General features: G+C 71.9%; 17 protein-coding genes. 9 read left to right on the top strand and 8 right to left on the bottom strand.

Going from position 1 to position 18,737, the window contains the following annotated elements; translation table 11 throughout:
* Position 1: 1 nt before the first annotated feature.
* On the bottom strand, positions 2-1,249 hold the full coding sequence (locus ACZ4FH_RS18165; protein WP_467305745.1) for a class I SAM-dependent methyltransferase: 1,248 nt from the start codon (positions 1,247-1,249) through the stop codon (positions 2-4).
* A 129-nt stretch (positions 1,250-1,378) separates the two neighbouring features.
* Between ACZ4FH_RS18165 and ACZ4FH_RS18160 the strand changes: the two genes are divergently transcribed.
* Entirely contained in the window at positions 1,379-2,374 is a 996-nt protein-coding gene (locus tag ACZ4FH_RS18160; protein ID WP_467305743.1) for a polysaccharide deacetylase family protein, read from the top strand.
* A 112-nt stretch (positions 2,375-2,486) separates the two neighbouring features.
* Here ACZ4FH_RS18160 and ACZ4FH_RS18155 read toward each other — a convergent pair whose 3' ends face one another.
* On the bottom strand, positions 2,487-3,050 hold the full coding sequence (locus ACZ4FH_RS18155; RefSeq protein ID WP_467305741.1) for a hypothetical protein: 564 nt from the start codon (positions 3,048-3,050) through the stop codon (positions 2,487-2,489).
* A gap of 309 nt (positions 3,051-3,359) precedes the next feature.
* Here ACZ4FH_RS18155 and groES point away from each other — a divergent pair, with 309 nt between their 5' ends.
* Positions 3,360-3,668 carry a co-chaperone GroES gene (gene groES, locus ACZ4FH_RS18150; protein WP_018101172.1) on the top strand — a complete coding sequence of 103 codons (309 nt, stop codon included), beginning with the start codon at positions 3,360-3,362 and terminating at the stop codon, positions 3,666-3,668.
* Positions 3,669-3,768: 100 nt separating this feature from the next.
* The gene (gene groL, locus ACZ4FH_RS18145; RefSeq protein WP_467305739.1) at positions 3,769-5,391 is read left to right on the top strand and encodes a chaperonin GroEL; all 1,623 of its coding nucleotides are present in this window, start codon (positions 3,769-3,771) and stop codon (positions 5,389-5,391) included.
* 94 nt (positions 5,392-5,485) lie between these two features.
* Here groL and ACZ4FH_RS18140 read toward each other — a convergent pair whose 3' ends face one another.
* The 3 genes from ACZ4FH_RS18140 to ACZ4FH_RS18130 all read right to left on the bottom strand — a co-directional run bounded on the left by ACZ4FH_RS18140 (position 5,486) and on the right by ACZ4FH_RS18130 (position 8,574).
* Positions 5,486-6,259, bottom strand: a complete 774-nt coding sequence (locus ACZ4FH_RS18140; protein ID WP_467305738.1) for an SDR family NAD(P)-dependent oxidoreductase — start codon at positions 6,257-6,259, stop codon at positions 5,486-5,488.
* Positions 6,260-6,269: 10 nt separating this feature from the next.
* Entirely contained in the window at positions 6,270-7,808 is a 1,539-nt protein-coding gene (locus ACZ4FH_RS18135; protein WP_467305736.1) for a multicopper oxidase family protein, read from the bottom strand.
* Positions 7,809-7,899: 91 nt separating this feature from the next.
* Complete coding sequence (locus tag ACZ4FH_RS18130) at positions 7,900-8,574, bottom strand: MOSC domain-containing protein (protein ID WP_467305806.1); 675 nt, start codon at positions 8,572-8,574, stop codon at positions 7,900-7,902.
* 89 nt (positions 8,575-8,663) lie between these two features.
* Here ACZ4FH_RS18130 and ACZ4FH_RS18125 point away from each other — a divergent pair, with 89 nt between their 5' ends.
* The gene (locus tag ACZ4FH_RS18125) at positions 8,664-9,554 is read left to right on the top strand and encodes a LysR family transcriptional regulator (RefSeq protein ID WP_467305735.1); all 891 of its coding nucleotides are present in this window, start codon (positions 8,664-8,666) and stop codon (positions 9,552-9,554) included.
* A gap of 76 nt (positions 9,555-9,630) precedes the next feature.
* On the opposite strand, the gene ACZ4FH_RS18120 is transcribed toward ACZ4FH_RS18125, so the two are convergent.
* Positions 9,631-9,957 carry a WhiB family transcriptional regulator gene (locus tag ACZ4FH_RS18120; RefSeq protein ID WP_018101161.1) on the bottom strand — a complete coding sequence of 109 codons (327 nt, stop codon included), beginning with the start codon at positions 9,955-9,957 and terminating at the stop codon, positions 9,631-9,633.
* Positions 9,958-10,369: 412 nt separating this feature from the next.
* On the opposite strand from ACZ4FH_RS18120, the gene ACZ4FH_RS18115 reads away from it, so the two are divergent.
* The 4 genes from ACZ4FH_RS18115 (at position 10,370) to ACZ4FH_RS18100 (ending at position 14,737) form a co-directional block, all read left to right on the top strand.
* On the top strand, positions 10,370-10,981 hold the full coding sequence (locus tag ACZ4FH_RS18115) for a response regulator transcription factor (RefSeq protein ID WP_003948568.1): 612 nt from the start codon (positions 10,370-10,372) through the stop codon (positions 10,979-10,981).
* Between the two features lie 299 nt (positions 10,982-11,280).
* Positions 11,281-11,856, top strand: coding sequence for a sigma-70 family RNA polymerase sigma factor (locus tag ACZ4FH_RS18110; protein ID WP_018101160.1), 576 nt, complete (start codon positions 11,281-11,283; stop codon positions 11,854-11,856).
* Between the two features lie 148 nt (positions 11,857-12,004).
* The gene (gene guaB, locus ACZ4FH_RS18105) at positions 12,005-13,507 is read left to right on the top strand and encodes an IMP dehydrogenase (protein WP_467305732.1); all 1,503 of its coding nucleotides are present in this window, start codon (positions 12,005-12,007) and stop codon (positions 13,505-13,507) included.
* A 105-nt stretch (positions 13,508-13,612) separates the two neighbouring features.
* Positions 13,613-14,737, top strand: coding sequence for a GuaB3 family IMP dehydrogenase-related protein (locus ACZ4FH_RS18100; RefSeq protein WP_383639862.1), 1,125 nt, complete (start codon positions 13,613-13,615; stop codon positions 14,735-14,737).
* 78 nt (positions 14,738-14,815) lie between these two features.
* Here the strand turns inward: ACZ4FH_RS18100 and ACZ4FH_RS18095 are convergent, their stop codons facing one another.
* A complete protein-coding gene (locus tag ACZ4FH_RS18095) occupies positions 14,816-15,412 on the bottom strand; it encodes a hypothetical protein (protein WP_467305729.1) in 597 nt (198 codons plus the stop codon).
* 108 nt (positions 15,413-15,520) lie between these two features.
* Positions 15,521-16,783: a nucleotide sugar dehydrogenase gene (locus tag ACZ4FH_RS18090; protein ID WP_467305727.1), complete on the bottom strand. Its 1,263-nt coding sequence runs from the start codon at positions 16,781-16,783 to the stop codon at positions 15,521-15,523.
* Between the two features lie 246 nt (positions 16,784-17,029).
* Here ACZ4FH_RS18090 and ACZ4FH_RS18085 point away from each other — a divergent pair, with 246 nt between their 5' ends.
* On the top strand, positions 17,030-18,736 hold the full coding sequence (locus ACZ4FH_RS18085; RefSeq protein WP_467305726.1) for a glycerol-3-phosphate dehydrogenase/oxidase: 1,707 nt from the start codon (positions 17,030-17,032) through the stop codon (positions 18,734-18,736).
* Position 18,737: the final 1 nt, after the last annotated feature.

Genomic DNA, 18,737 nt, shown 5'->3' with positions numbered 1-18,737 from the left:
GCTACCGGTGGCCGGCCTCCGGGCCGGTCACCGGGCGGCCCACCAGCATCGTCGGCACGTCCGCGACCCGGGTCAGGAAGACCGTCGCCGCGTTCGGCCCGTGCAGCTTCATCTTCCTGCGCAGCTCCTCCGGTTCGACCGCCGAACCGCGCTTCTTGACCGTGAGGACGCCGACCTCGCGCTCCCGCAGCAGCGCCTTGAGCCGCTTCACGTGGAACGGCAGCTGATCGGTGATCTCGTACCCGGCCGTGAACGGCGACTCGTACAGCTCGTCGCCCGTGACGTACGCGATCATCGGGTCGATCAGCCGGCCCCGGCAGCGCTCCACGATCTCCGCGACCAGATGCGCCCGGATCACCGCGCCGTCCGGCTCGTACAGATAGCGGCCCACCGGGCCCACCGGCGGGGCGGGGAGCGCGGCCGGCGCGGACAGGGTGGCCCCCGACGGAAGCACCGTCGCGCGGAACGCCCCGGCCGTGAAGCCCTCGCCGAACCACAGCACCGCCTCCTTCACCTCGCCGCCGTCCGAGATCCACTCGGCCTCCGCGCGCGGGTCGATCGCCTCGTGCGGCACCCCCGGGGCGATCTTCAGCGCGGCCCTGGGAGCCTTCAGCGCGGCCCCGGTCGCCCAGGACAGCGGCGGTGAGTACGCCTCGGGATCGAAGATCCGGCCCCGCCCGCCGCGCCGGGCCGGATCGACGAACACCGCGTCGTACGGCCCGGTGTCGATGTCCGCGACATCCGCGCACCGCACCTCGATCAGCCCGTCCAGCCCGAGCGCGGCCGCGTTGGCCCTCGCCACCTCGGCCGTCAGCGGATCGCGGTCCACGGCGAGCACCGCGATGCCCGCCCGCGCGAGCGCGACGGCGTCGCCGCCGACCCCGCAGCACAGATCGGCCACGCGGCGCACCCCCGCCTCCGCGAACCGCCGCGCCCGGTACGAGGCCACCGAGGTCCGGGTCGCCTGTTCCACCCCGTGGGGCGTGAAGAACATCCGGTGCGCGTCCTCGGCGCCGAACTTCGCCACCGCCCGCTGCCGCAGCCGGGCCTGCCCCAGGGCCGCCGAGACGAGCGCGGCCGGGTGGTCGCGGCGCAGCCGGGTGGCGGTGGCCAGTTCGGCGGCGGGGTCGTAGTCGCGCAGCCCGGCCAGCAGTTCGGCCCCCTCGGGGGTGCGCAGGGCCCGGAAGGCGGCGAGGGCGTCGGAGTCACCGGACGGGCCGGTCGGGGCGAGAGCGTTCACCCGCCCCATTGTGGGCCAGTCGGCTGCGCGCCAGCCGGGGGACCGTGTGCGGCGGGCGCTGTGTCGGCCCGGCCGCCCGGTTCCGGGCTGGCAGGATGCGGCGCCATGCAGCCAGTACGACAAAAGGAAGAATTCCTCATGAAATGGCGCAGACCGGTTCAGGCAGTGGGCGGGCGGGGGCACGGACGGACCGGCACCGGGCATCTGCGGCGCCGGCCCGGCTTCGCGGTCCTCGCCGCGCTGCTGGTCGCCGCCGTCGGCTCCGGCTGCGCGGCCGAGACCGGCGAGAAGCAGGTGACCGACCCCGCGAAGGCCGCCGCCGCCCGCGCCGGACAGCCGGGCGGACCCGCGGCCGGACCCCCGGCCGGAGCGGCCGGCACGGTCGCCGGACAGGCGGAGAAGGCCCGCAGGGCCCAGGCCGCCCGCGCGGTCGCCGCCAGGAAGTGGGGGCTGGCCAAGACCCCGCTGACCCCGCCGCTGCCCCCGGCCGTCAAACCGCGCCTCACCACCCGCAAGGGCTTCGAGGTCGAGGGCGGCGACGCCTCGCTGCCGCCGGTCTTCACCACCGTCCCCACCAAGGAGAAGGTCGTCTTCCTGACGATGGACGACGGGGACGACAAGGACCCCGAGCTGATCAGGATGATGTCGGAGCTGAACATCCCGTACAGCGCCTTCCTCACCGACTACCTGGTGCGCGACGACTACGCCTACTTCAAGGAGGCCGAGGCCCGCGGCGCCGTCATCGGCAACCACACCCTGAACCACCGCTATCTGCCGGGACTCTCGTACGCGGAGCAGAAGCGCGAGATCTGCGACCAGCAGGACATCCTCCAGCAGCAGTACGGCGAACGCCCCCGGCTCTTCCGGCCGCCGTACGGCAACTACAACGGCGACACCCTGCGCATCGCCAAGTCCTGCGGCGTCACCGCCGTACCGCTCTGGGCGGCCGAGGCCTTCCCCGACCACATGGAGTGGCGCGAGGAGGACCAGGACCTGCACCCCGGCGACATCATCCTCACCCACTTCCGGGGCGAGAAGGACTGGAAGGGCAGCATGCCCGACCTGATCCGCTCCGTCATGAAGGTCATCACCGACAAGGGGTACGCGGTGGCCCGGCTGGAGGACTACGTATGAGAAGCGCGCACCGGCTGCTGGCCGGACTGCTGACCGCCGGTGCGCTCCTCACCGCCACCGCGGGCTGCGCGCAGTCGGTCGACCCGATCGAACGGCTGGGGCGCAAGGCCGCTCAGCGGATGAACCCCTCGCCGGCCGCGAAGCGCGCGCGGCCCGCGTCCGTGCGCGGGGACCACGGGGCGCCGGGGGCCGTGGTCGTCGTCGCCTGCGGCCGCCCCGGCGCGGGCCGGGGGTCCGGGGCGCGGCCGGTCCACCGGTGGCCGGCGCGGTCCGGGGCGGAGACGGCCGGTGCGGCGCCCTCGGGGTGCGCCACCCGGTAGTGGCTGTGCCAGGACACCAGCGCCAGCACGCAGAAGACCCCCGCCGCGAGCAGCTGCACGCCGCCCGCCAGCGGCAGTCCGTGACGCAGCAGCACCACGCCGATGAGGCAGACGGCCGCGGCGAACGAACCGAGGACGAGCGTGGTCGTCCAGTCCATCGGGGGCGGACCGGGATCCGGTGGCGGCGGCTGGAGGAAGTCCCGGTCCGGACGGTCCACGATGAAGACCACCATCGCGCAGACCAGGGCCTCCAGGACGGCGGCGAGCAGTCCGGCCGTCAGGTCGAGACCGTTTCTGACCAGGGGGCCGAGGCGGGCGGGGGCCGGGCGGGCGGTGCCGGGGACACGGGGGCGCATGGGGCCACCGTCCACCGGAACGCTCCGCCCGGCCCCCGCGTTGTCCTTACGGTGACCCGAACGTTGCGGGCGCGCAGCCGTGCGTACCGTCGCCCCGGAGGGGGATCCCGGGCCGCCACGAGCGGCGCGCGTTGGCACTCCGCTTGACCGAGTGCTAATCGCGGTCATAGTCTCGGTTCTGGCACTCCCCGAGGGAGAGTGCCAGCAGTTCCGTGCGACCGACCGGTCCGGCACCCGCGACGACGGGCCCATGCGGTCGCCACCCCACACTTTTGACCCCGTGAGATCTCCGAAGGGGGAGACCGGATCGTGTCGACCGCCAGCTCCAAGGTTGCGATCAAGCCGCTCGAGGACCGCATTGTGGTCCAGCCGCTCGACGCCGAGCAGACCACGGCCTCCGGCCTGGTTATTCCGGACACCGCCAAGGAGAAGCCCCAGGAGGGCGTCGTCCTGGCCGTGGGTCCGGGCCGCTTCGAGAACGGCGAGCGTCTGCCGCTCGACGTCAAGACCGGCGATGTCGTCCTGTACAGCAAGTACGGCGGCACCGAGGTGAAGTACAACGGCGAGGAGTACCTCGTCCTCTCGGCTCGCGACGTTCTCGCGATCATCGAGAAGTAATTCACCCACCATCGCTTTCTTCTGCGCCCCTGGCCCCCAGCGAAATGACTAGCCGGGCGGCAGGGGCGCAGTTCTTGTTTCGAGAGGACAGTTCAGCTCCATGGCGAAGATCCTGAAGTTCGACGAGGACGCCCGTCGCGCCCTCGAGCGCGGCGTCAACAAGCTTGCCGACACGGTCAAGGTGACGATCGGCCCCAAGGGCCGCAACGTCGTCATCGACAAGAAGTTCGGTGCCCCCACCATCACCAACGACGGTGTCACCATCGCGCGCGAGGTCGAGCTGGACGACCCGTACGAGAACCTCGGTGCCCAGCTGGTGAAGGAGGTCGCGACCAAGACCAACGACGTCGCCGGTGACGGTACGACCACCGCCACCGTCCTCGCCCAGGCGCTCGTCCGCGAGGGTCTGCGCAACGTCGCCGCCGGTGCCTCCCCGGCCGCCCTGAAGAAGGGCATCGACGCCGCGGTCAAGGCCGTGTCCGAGGAGCTCCTCGCGACCGCCCGCCCGATCGAGGACAAGTCCGACATCGCCGCCGTGGCCGCGCTCTCCGCGCAGGACGCCCAGGTCGGCGAGCTCATCGCGGACGCGATGGACAAGGTCGGCAAGGACGGCGTCATCACCGTCGAGGAGTCCAACACCTTCGGTCTGGACCTCGACTTCACCGAGGGCATGGCCTTCGACAAGGGCTACCTGTCGCCGTACATGGTGACCGACCAGGAGCGTATGGAGGCCGTCCTCGACGACCCGTACATCCTGATCCACCAGGGCAAGATCGGCTCGATCCAGGAGCTGCTGCCGCTCCTGGAGAAGGTCATCCAGGCCGGTGGCTCCAAGCCGCTGCTGATCATCGCCGAGGACGTCGAGGGCGAGGCCCTGTCGACCCTGGTCGTCAACAAGATCCGCGGCACCTTCAACGCCGTCGCGGTGAAGGCCCCGGGCTTCGGCGACCGCCGCAAGGCCATGCTCGGCGACATCGCCACCCTCACCGGTGCGACCGTCATCGCCGAGGAGGTCGGCCTCAAGCTCGACCAGGCCGGTCTGGACGTGCTGGGCACCGCCCGCCGCGTGACCGTCTCCAAGGACGACACCACCATCGTCGACGGTGGCGGCAAGTCCGACGAGGTCGCCGGCCGCGTCAACCAGATCAAGGCCGAGATCGAGGCCACGGACTCCGACTGGGACCGCGAGAAGCTCCAGGAGCGCCTGGCGAAGCTGGCCGGCGGTGTCTGCGTGATCCGCGTCGGTGCGGCCACCGAGGTGGAGCTCAAGGAGAAGAAGCACCGTCTGGAGGACGCCATCTCCGCGACCCGCGCCGCGGTCGAGGAGGGCATCGTCTCCGGTGGTGGCTCCGCCATCGTCCACGCCGTCAAGGTCCTCGAGGGCAACCTCGACAAGACCGGCGACGAGGCCACCGGTGTCGCGGTCGTCCGCCGCGCCGCCGTCGAGCCGCTGCGCTGGATCGCCGAGAACGCCGGCCTGGAGGGTTACGTCATCACCTCCAAGGTCTCCGAGCTGGACAAGGGCCAGGGCTTCAACGCCGCCACCGGCGAGTACGGCGACCTGGTGAAGGCCGGCGTCATCGACCCGGTCAAGGTCACCCGCTCCGCCCTGGAGAACGCCGCCTCCATCGCCTCCCTGCTGCTCACGACCGAGACCCTGGTCGTCGAGAAGCCGGCCGAGGAGGAGCCGGAGGCCGGTCACGGTCACGGCCACGCGCACTGACGCACGGCACCCTCCGCACCAGCGGTGAGGCCCGGCACCCCCTCGGGGTGCCGGGCCTTCGCGCGTCCGGTCCCGGTCCGGCCGTCGCGGTGACCTACCGCGGGCCGTACTTGCGGCCGGTACGGGAGGTGACCCCGCCGAGCAGTCCGCGCGGCGTCACCTTCACCAGTCCCATGAGCGCCTTGTACCGGGGATCGGGAATCGACAGCGACTTCCCGCGCGCCAGGTCCGCCAGCGCCGTCGCCACCAGCTTGTCGGCGTCCAGCCACATCCAGCCCGGGATGTTCTCCGTGCCCATCCCGGCCCGCTGGTGGAACTCCGTACGGACGAAGCCGGGGCAGAGGGCCATCAGCCGCACCCCGGAACCGGCCAGGTCCCGCGCCGCGCCCTGGGTGAACTGCACGACCCACGCCTTCGAGGCCCCGTAGGTGCCGCGCGGCACGAACGCGGCGACGGAGGCCACATTGACGACCCCGCCCCTGCCCCGCTCCCTCATCGCCGCGGAGGCCGCCGAGGTCAGCCGCAGCACCGCCTCGCAGTGCACCTTGAGCATCGTCAGCTCGTCGGCCATCGGCACGTCCAGGAACTGGCCCTTGTTGCCGAACCCGGCGTTGTTGACCAGCAGATCGACCGGGCGGCCGGGGTCGGCGAGCCGCTTCTCGACCGAGGCGATCCCGTCGTCCCGGGACAGGTCGGCGGTCAGCACCTCGGCCTCGACGCCGTGCCGGTCGTGGAGTTCGGTGGCCTGCTCCCGCAGCCGTTCGGTGTCACGGGCCACCAGCACGAGATCGTGACCCTGGGCCGCGAGCCGCCGTGCGAAGGCGGCCCCGATGCCCGCGGTCGCGCCCGTAATCAGTGCAGTCGTCATACGCGGCACGTTAACGCGTGCCCCGGTGGTCCCCGTGCGCACCCGGGGTTCCGGCCCGCTGTCCCCGGTCGACCACGACGAACTGGCCCATCATCCCGGTGTCCTCGTGGGAGAGCAGATGGCAGTGGTACATGTACGGGGTGTCCGGATCGGCGGGTCCGTCGAAGCGCAGCGCGAGCTTCACCGTGGTGCCCATCGGGACCGCCACCGTGTCCTTCCGACCGCGCAACTCGGGCGCGGGGGGCCGCCCGTTCACCTCCAGGACCCTGAACTGCACGTCGTGGACGTGGAAGTTGTGCGTCATGTCGCCGCCGTTGCGGACCGTCCAGGTCTCCGTGGTGCCGCGCACCACCGTCTCGTCGACCCGGTCCATGGCCATCGGCCTCCCGTTGATGCCGGACCGGCGCAGCTCGAAGTACCGTCCGTGCGCGGCGTTCGCGCCGTCGGGCAGCTCCAGCCCCGGCTCGCCGAGCGCGGCGGGGACGGCGGGGGAGGGGCGCAGGGTCTTCGCCGCGCGCAGTTGCAGGATGTCGAAGGAGTCGTCGCCCCCGTTGAACCGCTTCTCCCAGAAGTCGCCCCGGCGCCACGGATGGCTGCGCAGCACGGTCCGCTCGCCCGGCCGCATCGTCACGACGACCTCCGCGCGCTCGCCCGGCGAGAGCTGGATCCGGTCCAGGGGTGCGGGCTTCTCCAGCAGTCCGCCGTCGGTGGCGACCAGGTCGAAGGAGCGGTCGTCGTCGAAGCCGAAGGTGTAGATACGGGCGGTGGACGCGTTGAGCAGCCGCAGGCGTACGCGTTCGTCGCGGACCTCGGCGTACGGGCCGAGGGTGCCGTTGACCAGTGTGCGGTCCCCGAGGAAGCCGGTGTTGGCGAGGAAGGAGTGCCCGTGGTCGAGGCGGTCCCCGTCGAAGCGGACGTCCTGCACGATGACCGGCAGGTCGTCCACGCCGTACGTCTTCGGCAGCGCGAGGTCCCGGGAACGGTCGTCGTCGAGCAGGAACATCCCGGCCAGCCCGCGCTGGACGTGCCGTTCGGTCGCCCCGTGCGGATGCGGGTGGTACCAGAGGGTCGCGGCCGGCTGGTCCACCGTCCACGACGGCGACCAGCTCCCGCCCGCCGCCACCGTCTGATGCGGGCCGCCGTCCATCGCGGCGGGCAGGTGCATGCCGTGCCAGTGCACGCCGGACGCCTCGTCCAGGGCGTTGCGCACCCGCACCTTCACGCGCTCACCGCGCTTCGCGCGCAGCGTCGGGCCCAGATAGCTGCCGTTGAACCCCCAGGTCGGCGTCGCCCGGCCGGGCCGGAACTCCGTCTCGCCCGACTGCATGCGGAGGTCGAAGACGCGGGTGCCGTCCGCCGTCACGGTGGACTCCGCCAGGGGCGGCACGGCCAGCCGCCGGTTGAAGTCGACCTTTCCCACCGTGCTCACATCGGCCCGCGTCCACAGCCAGGCGAACCCGCCGCCGGCCGCCGCCCCCAGTACCCCCAGCACCACGGCCACCGTGATCAGCACCCGTCGCAGCCGCCGCCGTCCCCTGCTCTTCTCCATGGCGTCCAGGCTTCCGCCCCCGGGCACCCCGGCACATGGGGCCGATCCCTGACGCGCCCCTGACCGGGCCCCTAGGCGGCGGGCGGACGGCTCAGGAGACCGTCGCGCGCTTCTCCTCGTACTCCCGCGCCCTGCGCAGTGATTCGGGGTGCAGGGCCTCACCGGCCGCGAGGATGCGCGGCAGCAGGTCGCGCCGGGTGGTCACGGCCCGGAACTGCATCTCGACCGTCACCTCGTGGCCGGGGCGGTGCACGATCTCCACCGGGTCGCCGGCCCGGATGCTGCCCGGAGTGATCACCCGGAGGTACGCCCCGGGGGCGCCGGCCCGGGTGAAGCGCTTGACCCACCGCTCGGCGCCGAGGTGGCCGGCGAAGGTGCGGCAGGGGATCCGGCCGGAGGTCACCTCCAGGACCAGCTCGTCGCCGATCCGCCAGCGCTCCCCGATCAGCGCGCCGCTGACGGTCACTCCGCGCGTGGTCAGGTTCTCGCCGAAGGCGCCGTTGGCCAGGGGGTGGCCCAGCACCCGTTCCCAGGCGTCGAGTTCCTCGCGGGCGAAGGCGTACACGGCCTGGTCGGAGCCGCCGTGGTGGCGCAGGTCGCAGACCGCGTCGCCGGCCACGCCGCTGCCGCCCTCCCCCTTGGCCCCGGGGTCCGCGACGTGGACGGAACCCTCCACGGGGTGCTTGTCGATCCCGGTCACGCCGCCCGGGGAGTCGGTGTGGACGGACCTGGTGGGGCGCCCCGCGTTCACGGTCAGCACAGTCATCGCGTTCATACCCGCACGCTAGCGACTCCTGACCCAAAGATGCTGGTCAATAATTCGCACCTTACCCAAGCATCACTTATAGTCGAAGGGTGATTGAAGCCCGTCATCTCCGCGTCCTGCGCGCCGTGGCCACCACCGGATCCTTCTCCGCCGCGGCCCGCGAGCTGGGCTGCACCCAGCCCGCCGTGAGCCAGCAGATGAAGGCCCTGGAGGCCTCCGCCGGCACCCCGCTGCTGATCCGCACCGGACGCGAGATGCGGCTGACCCAGGCCGGAGAGGCGCTGGTGCGCCATGCCTCGGGCATCCTGGCCGGGCTCACCGCGGCCGAGGAGGAGGTCGCCGCCATCGCCGGACTGCGGGCCGGCCGGGTCCGGCTGGTCTCCTTCCCCAGCGGCAGCTCCGGCCTGGTCCCGGGCGCCCTCGCGGCCCTGCGGGCCGCCCATCCGGGCACCCGGGTCTCCCTGGTCGAGGCCGAACCGCCCCGCTCGGTGGAGATGCTGCGCGAGGGCGACTGCGACATCGCGCTGGCCTTCCGCTACGGCACTCCGGGCGCCGAATGGGACGACCTGGTGGTCCGGCCGCTGCTCACCGACCGGCTGACCGGCCTGGTCCCGGACGGGCACGCGCTCGCGGACCGGACCGAGGTGGGCATCGGCGAACTGGCCGCGGAATCGTGGATCGCGGGCTGCCCGCGCTGCCGCCGCCAGCTCGTGGAGGTCTGCGAGGAGTCCGGCTTCACCCCGCGCATCGACTTCGCCACCGACGACTACCCGGCGGTGGTCGGGCTGGTGGGCGCCGGGCTCGGGGTCGCGGTGCTGCCGGCCCTCGCGATCGAGTCGGTACGCCCGATGGGTGCCAGGACCGTCACGGTGGAGCCGGCCATCGAGCGCGAGATCGTCGCGCTGACCCTGCCCGATCTGGCGCAGGTCCCGGCCGTGGCGGCCACCCTGGACCAGCTCTCCCTGGCGGCCGCCCGCTGAGCGTGTGCCCATGGTGCGGCGATGCGGTGAAAGAACGTTTGAAGGAACGTTTCTTCCCTGCTGTCGTACGGAAGAGTCAGCCGTGTCCCGGCGGGGACGCGGGCGCGGCGGCCGTGATCAGCCGGTTGCGGGCGCGGCCCATCAGCTCCTCGCGTTCGTCCTCGGTCAGGCCGCCCCACACTCCGTAGGGCTCGCGGACGGCCAGGGCGTGGGCCGCGCACTCGGCGCGCACCGGGCACCGCATGCAGACCTCCTTGGCGGAGGTCTCGCGGGCACTCCGGGCGGCTCCGCGTTCCCCCTCGGGGTGGAAGAAGAGCGAGCTGTCGACTCCTCGGCAGGCCGCCAGCAGCTGCCAGTCCCACAGATCGGCGTTGGGTCCGGGAAGGCGGGAGAAATCTGCCATTGCTTGTCTCCTCGAAACCGTGCTGAGTCGGAAGCGTCGTGGTCATCGTCTGAGACTGTGCCCATGACCGTACATCTACGGTGCTAGTAGATGTAAATATGACTGATTGCGAATCTAGCCACAGACACCAGCAAAAGGGAAGAAATCCCGCTAAATGGGGCATGTGTTCGCGAAAAGTTTCGGTTGAGGACTGGACAAACCCGTGGCGCTCTCCTCCGTACACGCGACCTCACGTAGAGTGCCGAATTCGGTTGTCCGACCCGTAACTCTTTCGAGTGACCATCGTTGAGAGGGCGGAAGCGGTTGACAGAGAAAGCGATCGGGCAGGTGTCCGAGAGCGTCAACCGCACAGGTGACGACTTGTAACAGCCTGGAGGCTCAAGGTGACGCGCATCAGCTGCGGAGGGCGGTCATGACTTCCGTCCTCGTCTGCGACGACTCCCCGCTTGCCCGAGAAGCGCTCCGTCGCGCGGTCGCGACCGTGCCCGGCGTCGAGCGTGTGACGACGGCGGCCAACGGCGAGGAAGTCCTCCGCCGCTGGGGCGCCGACCGTTCGGATCTGATTCTCATGGATGTGCGCATGCCCGGACTGGGGGGTGTGGAGACCGTCCGGCGGCTCCTCTCCGCCGATCCGGGGGCGCGGATCATCATGCTGACCGTCGCGGAGGACCTGGACGGCGTCGCGCTCGCGGTCGCCGCGGGGGCCCGCGGCTATCTCCACAAGGACGCCTCACGGGCCGAGCTGCGGGCGACCGTCACCCAGGCGCTGGCCGATCCGACGTGGCGGCTCGCCCCGCGCCGGCTGCGGTCGGCCGAGATGGGGGCGGCGCCCACGCTCACCGCCCGGGAGATCCAGGTCCTCGAAGGGATGAGCCACGGCCGTTCCAACGCGGAGATCGGGCGCGAGCTGTTCCTCTCCGAGGACACGGTGAAGACGCACGCCCGGCGGCTCTTCAAGAAGCTCGGCGCCTCGGACCGCGCGCACGCCGTGGCGCTCGGCTTCCGCTGGGGCCTGGTCCGATGACGGACCGGCCGTGACCGGCCGGCGCATCCACGCCCCGTCCGCAAGCCGGCGGACGGGGAGACCCGGGCAGGCCCCCGTCCGGAGGGGTCCGGCCCCGGCCGCACCCCGCCGCCACGGCGGCATGTGACGCTTCCCGGCCGATGACGCATCCTTGATACGTGGAGTTCCTCGGGAACGATTCGGTCGAGCGGAAGGGGAGGGCGCAGGACATGACTTCCGGCGCACCCGCTCATAACGCTTCGGTGCACAACTACGGACGCGGTGCCGCGGACGGCGCCGCGCCGGGGCACCATGGTTCGATGCGCGACGACGGAACGACGGTGATCGGTGCTCTGGTGCACCGTGCCGTCGAGGGGGACGCGCAGGCCACGCACGATCTGCTGGCCCATGTCCACCCCCTCGCGCTGCGCTACTGCAGGTCCCGGCTCAACCGGCTGCCCGGTGACGCCCGCCACTTCGTGGAGGACCTGGCCCAGGAGGTCTGCGTGGCGGTGCTGATGGCGCTGCCGCGCTACAAGGACACCGGCAGGCCCTTCGAGGCCTTCGTCTTCGCCATCGCCGGCCACAAGGTGGCCGATCTCCAGCGGGCCGCGATGCGGCACCCGGGATCGACCGCCGTGCCCTCCGACGAGATGCCGGAGCGGCCGGACGACTCCCTCGGCCCGGAGGAGCGCGCCCTGCTCAGCAGCGACGCCGCCTGGGCCAAGAAGCTCCTCGCCAACCTTCCGGAGAACCAGCGCGAGCTGCTGGTCCTCCGGGTCGCCGTCGGACTCACCGCCGAGGAGACCGGGCAGATGCTCGGCATGTCCCCGGGCGCGGTCCGGGTCGCCCAGCACCGCGCGCTGAGCCGGCTGAGGGCCCTCGCGGAACAGTGAATCGGGCCTCGGGCAGGGCCCCGGGGGCGTACGGCACCGCCGTAGGAAGCTACAGAACCTCCAGGTGATCTTGCTCGTGGAATGAGACACCTCCTGAGGCCGTTAGCATGGACATCCGCACCGATCAAGGCCATTTGGGGAAGGTGTCATGACTGCAAACGTCGACGGAGTGCCCGAGAAATTCGCGACGCTCGGGCTGACATACGACGACGTGCTGCTGCTGCCGGGCGCATCCGAGGTGCTCCCCAACGCGGTCGACACCTCGACGCTCATCTCGCGCAACGTCCGGGTCAACATCCCGCTGCTCTCCGCCGCGATGGACAAGGTGACCGAGGCCCGCATGGCCATCGCCATGGCCCGGCAGGGCGGCGTCGGCGTGCTGCACCGCAACCTGTCCGTCGAGGACCAGGTCAACCAGGTCGACCTGGTGAAGCGCTCCGAGTCCGGCATGGTCACCGACCCGATCACGGTCGGCCCGGACGCCACGCTCGGCGACGCGGACGCGCTCTGCGCCAAGTTCCGCATCAGCGGCGTCCCGGTCACCGACCAGGCCGGCAAGCTGCTCGGCATCGTCACCAACCGCGACATGGCCTTCGAGTCGGACCGTTCGCGCCAGGTGCGCGAGGTCATGACGCCGATGCCGCTGGTCACGGGCCGGGTCGGCATCTCCGGCGTGGACGCCATGGAGCTGCTGCGCCGCCACAAGATCGAGAAGCTTCCGCTGGTCGACGAGGCGGGTCTGCTCAAGGGCCTCATCACGGTCAAGGACTTCAAGAAGGCCGAGCAGTACCCGAACGCGGCGAAGGACGCCGACGGCCGGCTGCTCGTCGGCGCCGCCGTGGGCGCGAGCCCCGAGGCGCTCGACCGCGCCCAGGCGCTGGCCGAGGCGGGCGTCGACTTCCTGATCGTCGACACCTCGCACGGCCACAACAGCAACGCGCTCAACTGGATGGCCAAGATCAAGTCGGCCGTGAACGTGGACGTCATCGGCGGCAACGTCGCGACCCGCGACGGCGCCCAGGCCCTGATCGACGCCGGTGTCGACGGCGTCAAGGTCGGCGTCGGCCCCGGCTCCATCTGCACCACCCGCGTGGTCGCCGGCATCGGCGTCCCGCAGGTCACCGCGATCTACGAGGCCGCCCTGGCCGCCCGCGCGGCGGGCGTCCCGGTCATCGGCGACGGCGGCCTGCAGTACTCGGGCGACATCGGCAAGGCGCTCGCCGCCGGCGCCGACAGCGTGATGCTGGGCTCGCTCCTCGCGGGCTGCGAGGAGTCCCCGGGCGAGCTGCTCTTCATCAACGGCAAGCAGTTCAAGTCGTACCGCGGCATGGGCTCGCTGGGCGCCATGCAGTCCCGCGGCCAGGGCCGGTCGTACTCGAAGGACCGCTACTTCCAGGCCGAGGTCTCCTCCGACGACAAGCTCGTCCCCGAGGGCATCGAGGGCCAGGTCCCCTACCGCGGCCCGCTGGCCAACGTGCTGCACCAGCTCGTCGGCGGCCTGCGCCAGACCATGGGCTACGTGGGCGCCGCCTCCATCGACGAGATGGAGAGCAAGGGCCGCTTCGTCCGGATCACCTCGGCGGGCCTCAAGGAGAGCCACCCGCACGACATCCAGATGACGGTCGAGGCACCGAACTACAGCAGGAAGTAACGCGACGGCGCAGGTGAGGGGCGGACCGGGGTTCCCGGGACCGCCCCTCACCTGTGTGTCGGGGATACTGGACAGCGCAGACGTAGAGGGAAAGGCCACATCATCGTGACTGAGATCGAGATCGGGCGGGGCAAGCGCGGCCGCCGGGCGTACGCGTTCGACGACATCGCCGTCGTCCCGAGCCGCCGTACGCGCGACCCGAAGGAGGTCTCGATCGCCTGGCAGATCGATGCCTACCGCTTCGAGCTGCCGTTCCTGGCCGCTCCCATGGACTCCGTGGTCTCCCCGCAGCACGCCATCCGCATCGGCGAGCTGGGCGGTCTGGGCGTCCTCAACCTGGAAGGGCTGTGGACGCGCTACGAGGACCCGCAGCCGCTGCTCGACGAGATCGCCGAGATGCCGGCCGCGACCGCGACCCGCCGGCTCCAGGAGATCTACGCCGCCCCCATCCAGGAGGAGCTGATCGGGCAGCGCATCAAGGAGGTGCGCGACTCCGGCGTCGTCACCGCCGCCGCGCTCTCCCCGCAGCGCACCGCCCAGTTCTCGAAGGCCGTCGTCGACGCGGGCGTGGACATCTTCGTCATCCGCGGGACCACCGTCTCCGCCGAGCACGTCTCGGGCGCCGCCGAGCCGCTCAACCTGAAGCAGTTCATCTACGAGCTGGACGTCCCGGTGATCGTCGGCGGCTGCGCCACGTACACCGCGGCCCTGCACCTGATGCGTACGGGCGCGGCCGGTGTCCTCGTCGGCTTCGGCGGCGGCGCCGCGCACACCACGCGCAACGTCTTCGGCATCCAGGTCCCGATGGCGACCGCCGTCGCCGATGTCGCCGGTGCCCGCCGCGACTACATGGACGAGTCCGGCGGCCGGTACGTGCACGTGATCGCGGACGGCGGTGTCGGCTGGTCCGGCGACCTGCCGAAGGCCATCGCCTGCGGCGCCGACGCCGTGATGATGGGCTCCCCGCTGGCCCGTGCCACGGACGCCCCCGGCCGCGGCCGGCACTGGGGCATGGAGGCCGTCCACGAGGACGTGCCGCGCGGCAAGCTGGTCGACCTCGGCACGGTCGGGACGACCGAGGAGGTCCTGACCGGTCCTTCGCACACCCCGGACGGTTCGATGAACATCTTCGGCGCGCTGCGCCGGGCGATGGCCACGACGGGCTACAGCGAGCTCAAGGAGTTCCAGCGCGTCGAGGTGACGGTGGCGGACTCGCAGCACCGCCGCTGACCTTCCCGTACGCCGAAGGGCCCGGACCGCACGCGCGGTCCGGGCCCTTCGGCGTGTTCGGGCGGTCGCCCGGCCGTGCTACTCGGCCACCTTCTTGGTGGTGGAGAACGCGACCACGGCGGCGATCACGAAGAAGACCACGCTGAGGAAGTCGGAGTCTTCCTTCCAGACCTTGTTCAGGTCGCTGAAGTGGTCGAAGAAGATCTCGGTGACCGAGAGTGGCAGCTGCTTGCTGATGATGATGGCCTCACCGAGCAGCTGGCCCAGGTAGACACCGATCAGCGCGAAGGCGGCGCTGGCGACGGGCAGGACGGGGTTGCGTCCGCCGAGCTTGCCCGCGGCGAAGCCGACGACGGCGCCGACACCCACGGCCGCGTAGCCGATCTCGTGCTTGGTGGCGCCGATGATGGCGCCGTAGATCCCGGCCGCGACGACGGCCGCGACGAACGCGATCAGCACACCGAGCCCGGGGTTCTCCCGCGTCGGGGCCGCGGGCGCGAACGGGGCGCCACCGCCGAAGGGGGCGCCGGGCTGCTGCTGGCCGCCGAAGGGATTGCCGGGCTGGGGCTGGCCCGGGTGCGGGGGATACGGGTTGCCCCCCTGGGGCTGCGGGGCGCCGTAGGGCTGCTGCTGCTGGCCGTCGTACGGGTTCGGCGGTGGAACGGGCGTGCTCATGGTGGATTCCCCCTGGGGCGGTGGCGCGCACGAATGTGCGAGGAGTGACGCCGCAGGCTAGCAGCCGGATCCGACATCGACCCAGCGGAATCCTTGGGAGAACTGGGATCAGAGCCGGTGCGCGGCCCCGGCGGGGGTCGCTCCGCGGGTGTCCAGGAGGAGCTGGGCCTTCACGGCGAGACCCTGGAGGTCGTACGTGCGGTGGTGCTGGAGCAGCACCGTGAGGTCGGCGCCGGCCGCGGCCTCGTAGAGCGATTCCGCACGCGGGACCGGGAGTTCACGCAGCCGCCAGTCCAGGACGTGCGGATCGTGGTAGCCGATCTGGGCGCCCATCTCCCTCAGCCGGGTGGCGATCTCGCGGGCCGGCGAGCCCTCCTGGTCGGCCAGATCGGGCTTGTAGGTGACCCCGAGCAGCAGGACCCGGGCGCCGCGCACGGATTTCCCGTGCTCGTTGAGGAGTGTGGCGCAGCGCTGGATCACATAGCCGGGCATCCGGTCGTTGATCTCCCGGGCGAGCGAGACCATCCGCAGCGGGGGGCCGGCGGTGCGGCCGGCGTACGGGAGGAAGCCCGGGTCGACCGGGACGCCGTGGCCGCCGACGCCCGGACCGGGGCGGAAGGGCTCGAAGCCGAAGGGTTTGGTCTCGGCGCACCGGATGACGTCCCAGAGGTCGACGCCGAGGTCGTGGCAGAGCACCGCCATCTCGTTGACCAGGGCGATGTTCACATGCCGGAAGTTGGTCTCCAGGACCTTCGTCATCTCGGCCTCGCGCGGTCCCCGGGCGCGGACCACCTTGTCGGTGAGCCGGCCGTAGAAGGCGGCGGCCGACTCGGTGCAGGCGGGGGTGAGGCCGCCGATGACCTTGGGGGTGCCGGTGTAGCCGTGGGTGCGGTTGCCCGGGTCCAGCCGGCTGGGGGAGTGGGCGAGGTGGAAGTCGCGGCCGGCGCGCAGCCCCGAGCCCTCCTCCAGGAGGGGCAGCAGGACGTTCTCGGTGGTGCCCGGGGGGACGGCCGATTCCAGCAGCACGGTGGTGTGCGGGCGCAGCCGGGCGGCCAGGGCGCGGGCCGCGTCGCCGACGGCGGTGAGGTCGGGGGTGCGGTCGGGGCCGAGGGGGGTGGGGGCGCAGATCACGGCCGTGCGGACCCGGCCCAGTTCGGCCGGGTCGGTGGTGGGGCGGAAGCCGCCGGAGAGCATCCGGCGGACCTCGGAGGCGGTGAGCGAGCCCTCGACGGGGGTGCGGCCCGCGGACAGCTCGGTGTAGGCCCGGGGGTCGGTGTCGTAGCCGACCGTCTGGATGCCGGCGGCCACGGCGGCCTGGGCGAGGGGCAGGCCGAGGTGGCCGAGACCGATGACGGCGAGGTCTGCGGGCATGGTGGAGGGCTCCTCCCCTAGGGCCGGGAGACGGATTGCGCAACTGCTGGGGACAACGCAATGTCAGACTAGGCGTAAATATGACCTATATGTCGCATTGTGTGGGTCTCGTCGTCCGGGTGTTGTCCACAGGCGGTGGCTGAAGTCGCGGAGCGCGGACAGAATCGAGGGGTGGGCACGGGGCCCCGCCGGACGGCCGGGGCCGCATCCCCGTGCCGGACCAGCCCGACCGACCGGGAGGCAGCGGTGAGGACAGCGACACTGGGACCCGCGGAGCGCGCCGAGGCGCTCGCCGCGATGGCCGAGCGCGAACTGGACGTGCTGGTCGTGGGGGCGGGAGTGGTCGGCGCCGGGACGGCGCTGGACGCCGTCACGCGCGGCCTCTCCACCGGACTCGTCGAGGCGCGGGACTGGGCCTCCGGCACGTCGAGCAGATCGAGCAAGCTGATCCACGGCGGGCTGCGCTATCTGGAGATGCTCGACTTCGCCCTCGTCCGCGAGGCCCTGAAGGAGCGCGGACTGCTGCTGGAGCGCCTGGCCCCCCATCTGGTGCGGCCCGTGCCGTTCCTCTACCCCTTGCAGCACAAGGGGTGGGAGCGGCTGTACGCGGGCTCGGGCGTGGCGCTCTACGACGCGATGTCCGTCTCCTCCGGCCACGGCCGCGGACTGCCCGTGCACCGGCACCTCTCCCGCCGGCAGGCCCTGCGCGTCGCCCCGGCGCTCCGGCGCGACGCGCTGGTGGGCGCCCTGCAGTACTACGACGCCCAGATGGACGACGCCCGCTACGTCGCCACCCTGGTGCGCACCGCCGCGGGCTACGGCGCGCACGTCGCCAACCGGGCACGGGTCGTCGGCTTCCTGCGCGAGGGCGAGCGCGTCGTCGGCGCCCGGGTGGAGGACGTCGAGGCGGGCGGGACGTACGAGGTCAGGGCCAAACAGGTGGTCAACGCCACCGGTGTCTGGACGGACGACACCCAGGCCCTGATCGGGGAGCGCGGCCAGTTCCACGTCCGGGCCTCCAAGGGCATCCACCTGGTCGTCCCCAAGGACCGCATCCACTCCTCCACCGGACTGATCCTGCGCACCGAGAAGTCCGTGCTCTTCGTCATCCCCTGGGGGCGCCACTGGATCGTCGGCACCACGGACACCGACTGGGACCTCGACAAGGCCCACCCCGCCGCGTCCAGCGCCGACATCGACTACCTGCTCGAACACGTCAACGCCGTCCTCGCCACCCCGCTCACCCGCGACGACGTCCAGGGCGTCTACGCCGGGCTGCGCCCGCTGCTGGCCGGCGAGTCCGACGCCACCAGCAAGCTCTCGCGCGAGCACACCGTGGCCCATCCGCTGCCCGGCCTCGTCGTCGTCGCGGGCGGGAAGTACACCACGTACCGGGTCATGGCCAAGGACGCCGTCGACGAGGCGGTGCACGGCCTCGACCAGCGCGTCGCCGCCTGCGTCACCGAGGACGTCCCGCTGCTCGGCGCGGAGGGCTACCGCGCCCTGTGGAACGCGCGCGCCAGGATCGCCGCCCGCACCGGACTGCACGTCGCCCGGGTCGAGCACCTGCTGAACCGCTACGGCTCGATGACCGAGCAGATCCTGGAACTGATCGTCGCCGACCCGGTGATGGGCGAACCGCTCCCGGCCGCCGACGACTACCTGAAGGCGGAGATCGTCTACGCCGCCTCCCACGAGGGCGCCCGCCACCTCGACGACGTCCTGACCCGGCGGACCCGGATCTCCATCGAGACCTTCGACCGGGGCACCCGCTCCGCCCGGCTCTGCGCGGAACTGATGGCCCGGGTGCTCGGCTGGGACACCGACCAGATCGAACGGGAGGTCACGCACTACGAGAAGCGGGTGGAGGCGGAACGGGAGTCGCAGCGCCAGCCGGACGATCTGACGGCGGACGCGGCCCGGCTCGGGGCGCCCGACATCGTGCCGCTCTGAG

The sequence above is a fragment of the Streptomyces sp. NPDC024555 genome, from assembly GCF_055559335.1.
This window is presented reverse-complemented; position numbering and strand designations above follow the sequence as displayed.

Bases quoted from the DNA above. Each gene is read 5' to 3' on its own strand.
- ACZ4FH_RS18110 (WP_018101160.1), top strand. From the start codon at position 11,281: ATGCGCGACGACGGAACGACGGTGATCGGTGCTCTGGTGCACCGTGCC.
- ACZ4FH_RS18160 (WP_467305743.1), top strand. From the start codon at position 1,379: ATGAAATGGCGCAGACCGGTTCAGGCAGTGGGCGGGCGGGGGCACGGA.
- ACZ4FH_RS18165 (WP_467305745.1), bottom strand. From the start codon at position 1,249: ATGGGGCGGGTGAACGCTCTCGCCCCGACCGGCCCGTCCGGTGACTCC.
- guaB (WP_467305732.1), top strand. From the start codon at position 12,005: ATGACTGCAAACGTCGACGGAGTGCCCGAGAAATTCGCGACGCTCGGG.
- ACZ4FH_RS18120 (WP_018101161.1), bottom strand. From the start codon at position 9,957: ATGGCAGATTTCTCCCGCCTTCCCGGACCCAACGCCGATCTGTGGGAC.
- ACZ4FH_RS18130 (WP_467305806.1), bottom strand. From the start codon at position 8,574: ATGACTGTGCTGACCGTGAACGCGGGGCGCCCCACCAGGTCCGTCCAC.
- ACZ4FH_RS18095 (WP_467305729.1), bottom strand. From the start codon at position 15,412: ATGAGCACGCCCGTTCCACCGCCGAACCCGTACGACGGCCAGCAGCAG.
- groL (WP_467305739.1), top strand. From the start codon at position 3,769: ATGGCGAAGATCCTGAAGTTCGACGAGGACGCCCGTCGCGCCCTCGAG.
- ACZ4FH_RS18135 (WP_467305736.1), bottom strand. From the start codon at position 7,808: ATGGAGAAGAGCAGGGGACGGCGGCGGCTGCGACGGGTGCTGATCACG.
- ACZ4FH_RS18090 (WP_467305727.1), bottom strand. From the start codon at position 16,783: ATGCCCGCAGACCTCGCCGTCATCGGTCTCGGCCACCTCGGCCTGCCC.
- ACZ4FH_RS18155 (WP_467305741.1), bottom strand. From the start codon at position 3,050: ATGCGCCCCCGTGTCCCCGGCACCGCCCGCCCGGCCCCCGCCCGCCTC.
- ACZ4FH_RS18140 (WP_467305738.1), bottom strand. From the start codon at position 6,259: ATGACGACTGCACTGATTACGGGCGCGACCGCGGGCATCGGGGCCGCC.
- ACZ4FH_RS18115 (WP_003948568.1), top strand. From the start codon at position 10,370: ATGACTTCCGTCCTCGTCTGCGACGACTCCCCGCTTGCCCGAGAAGCG.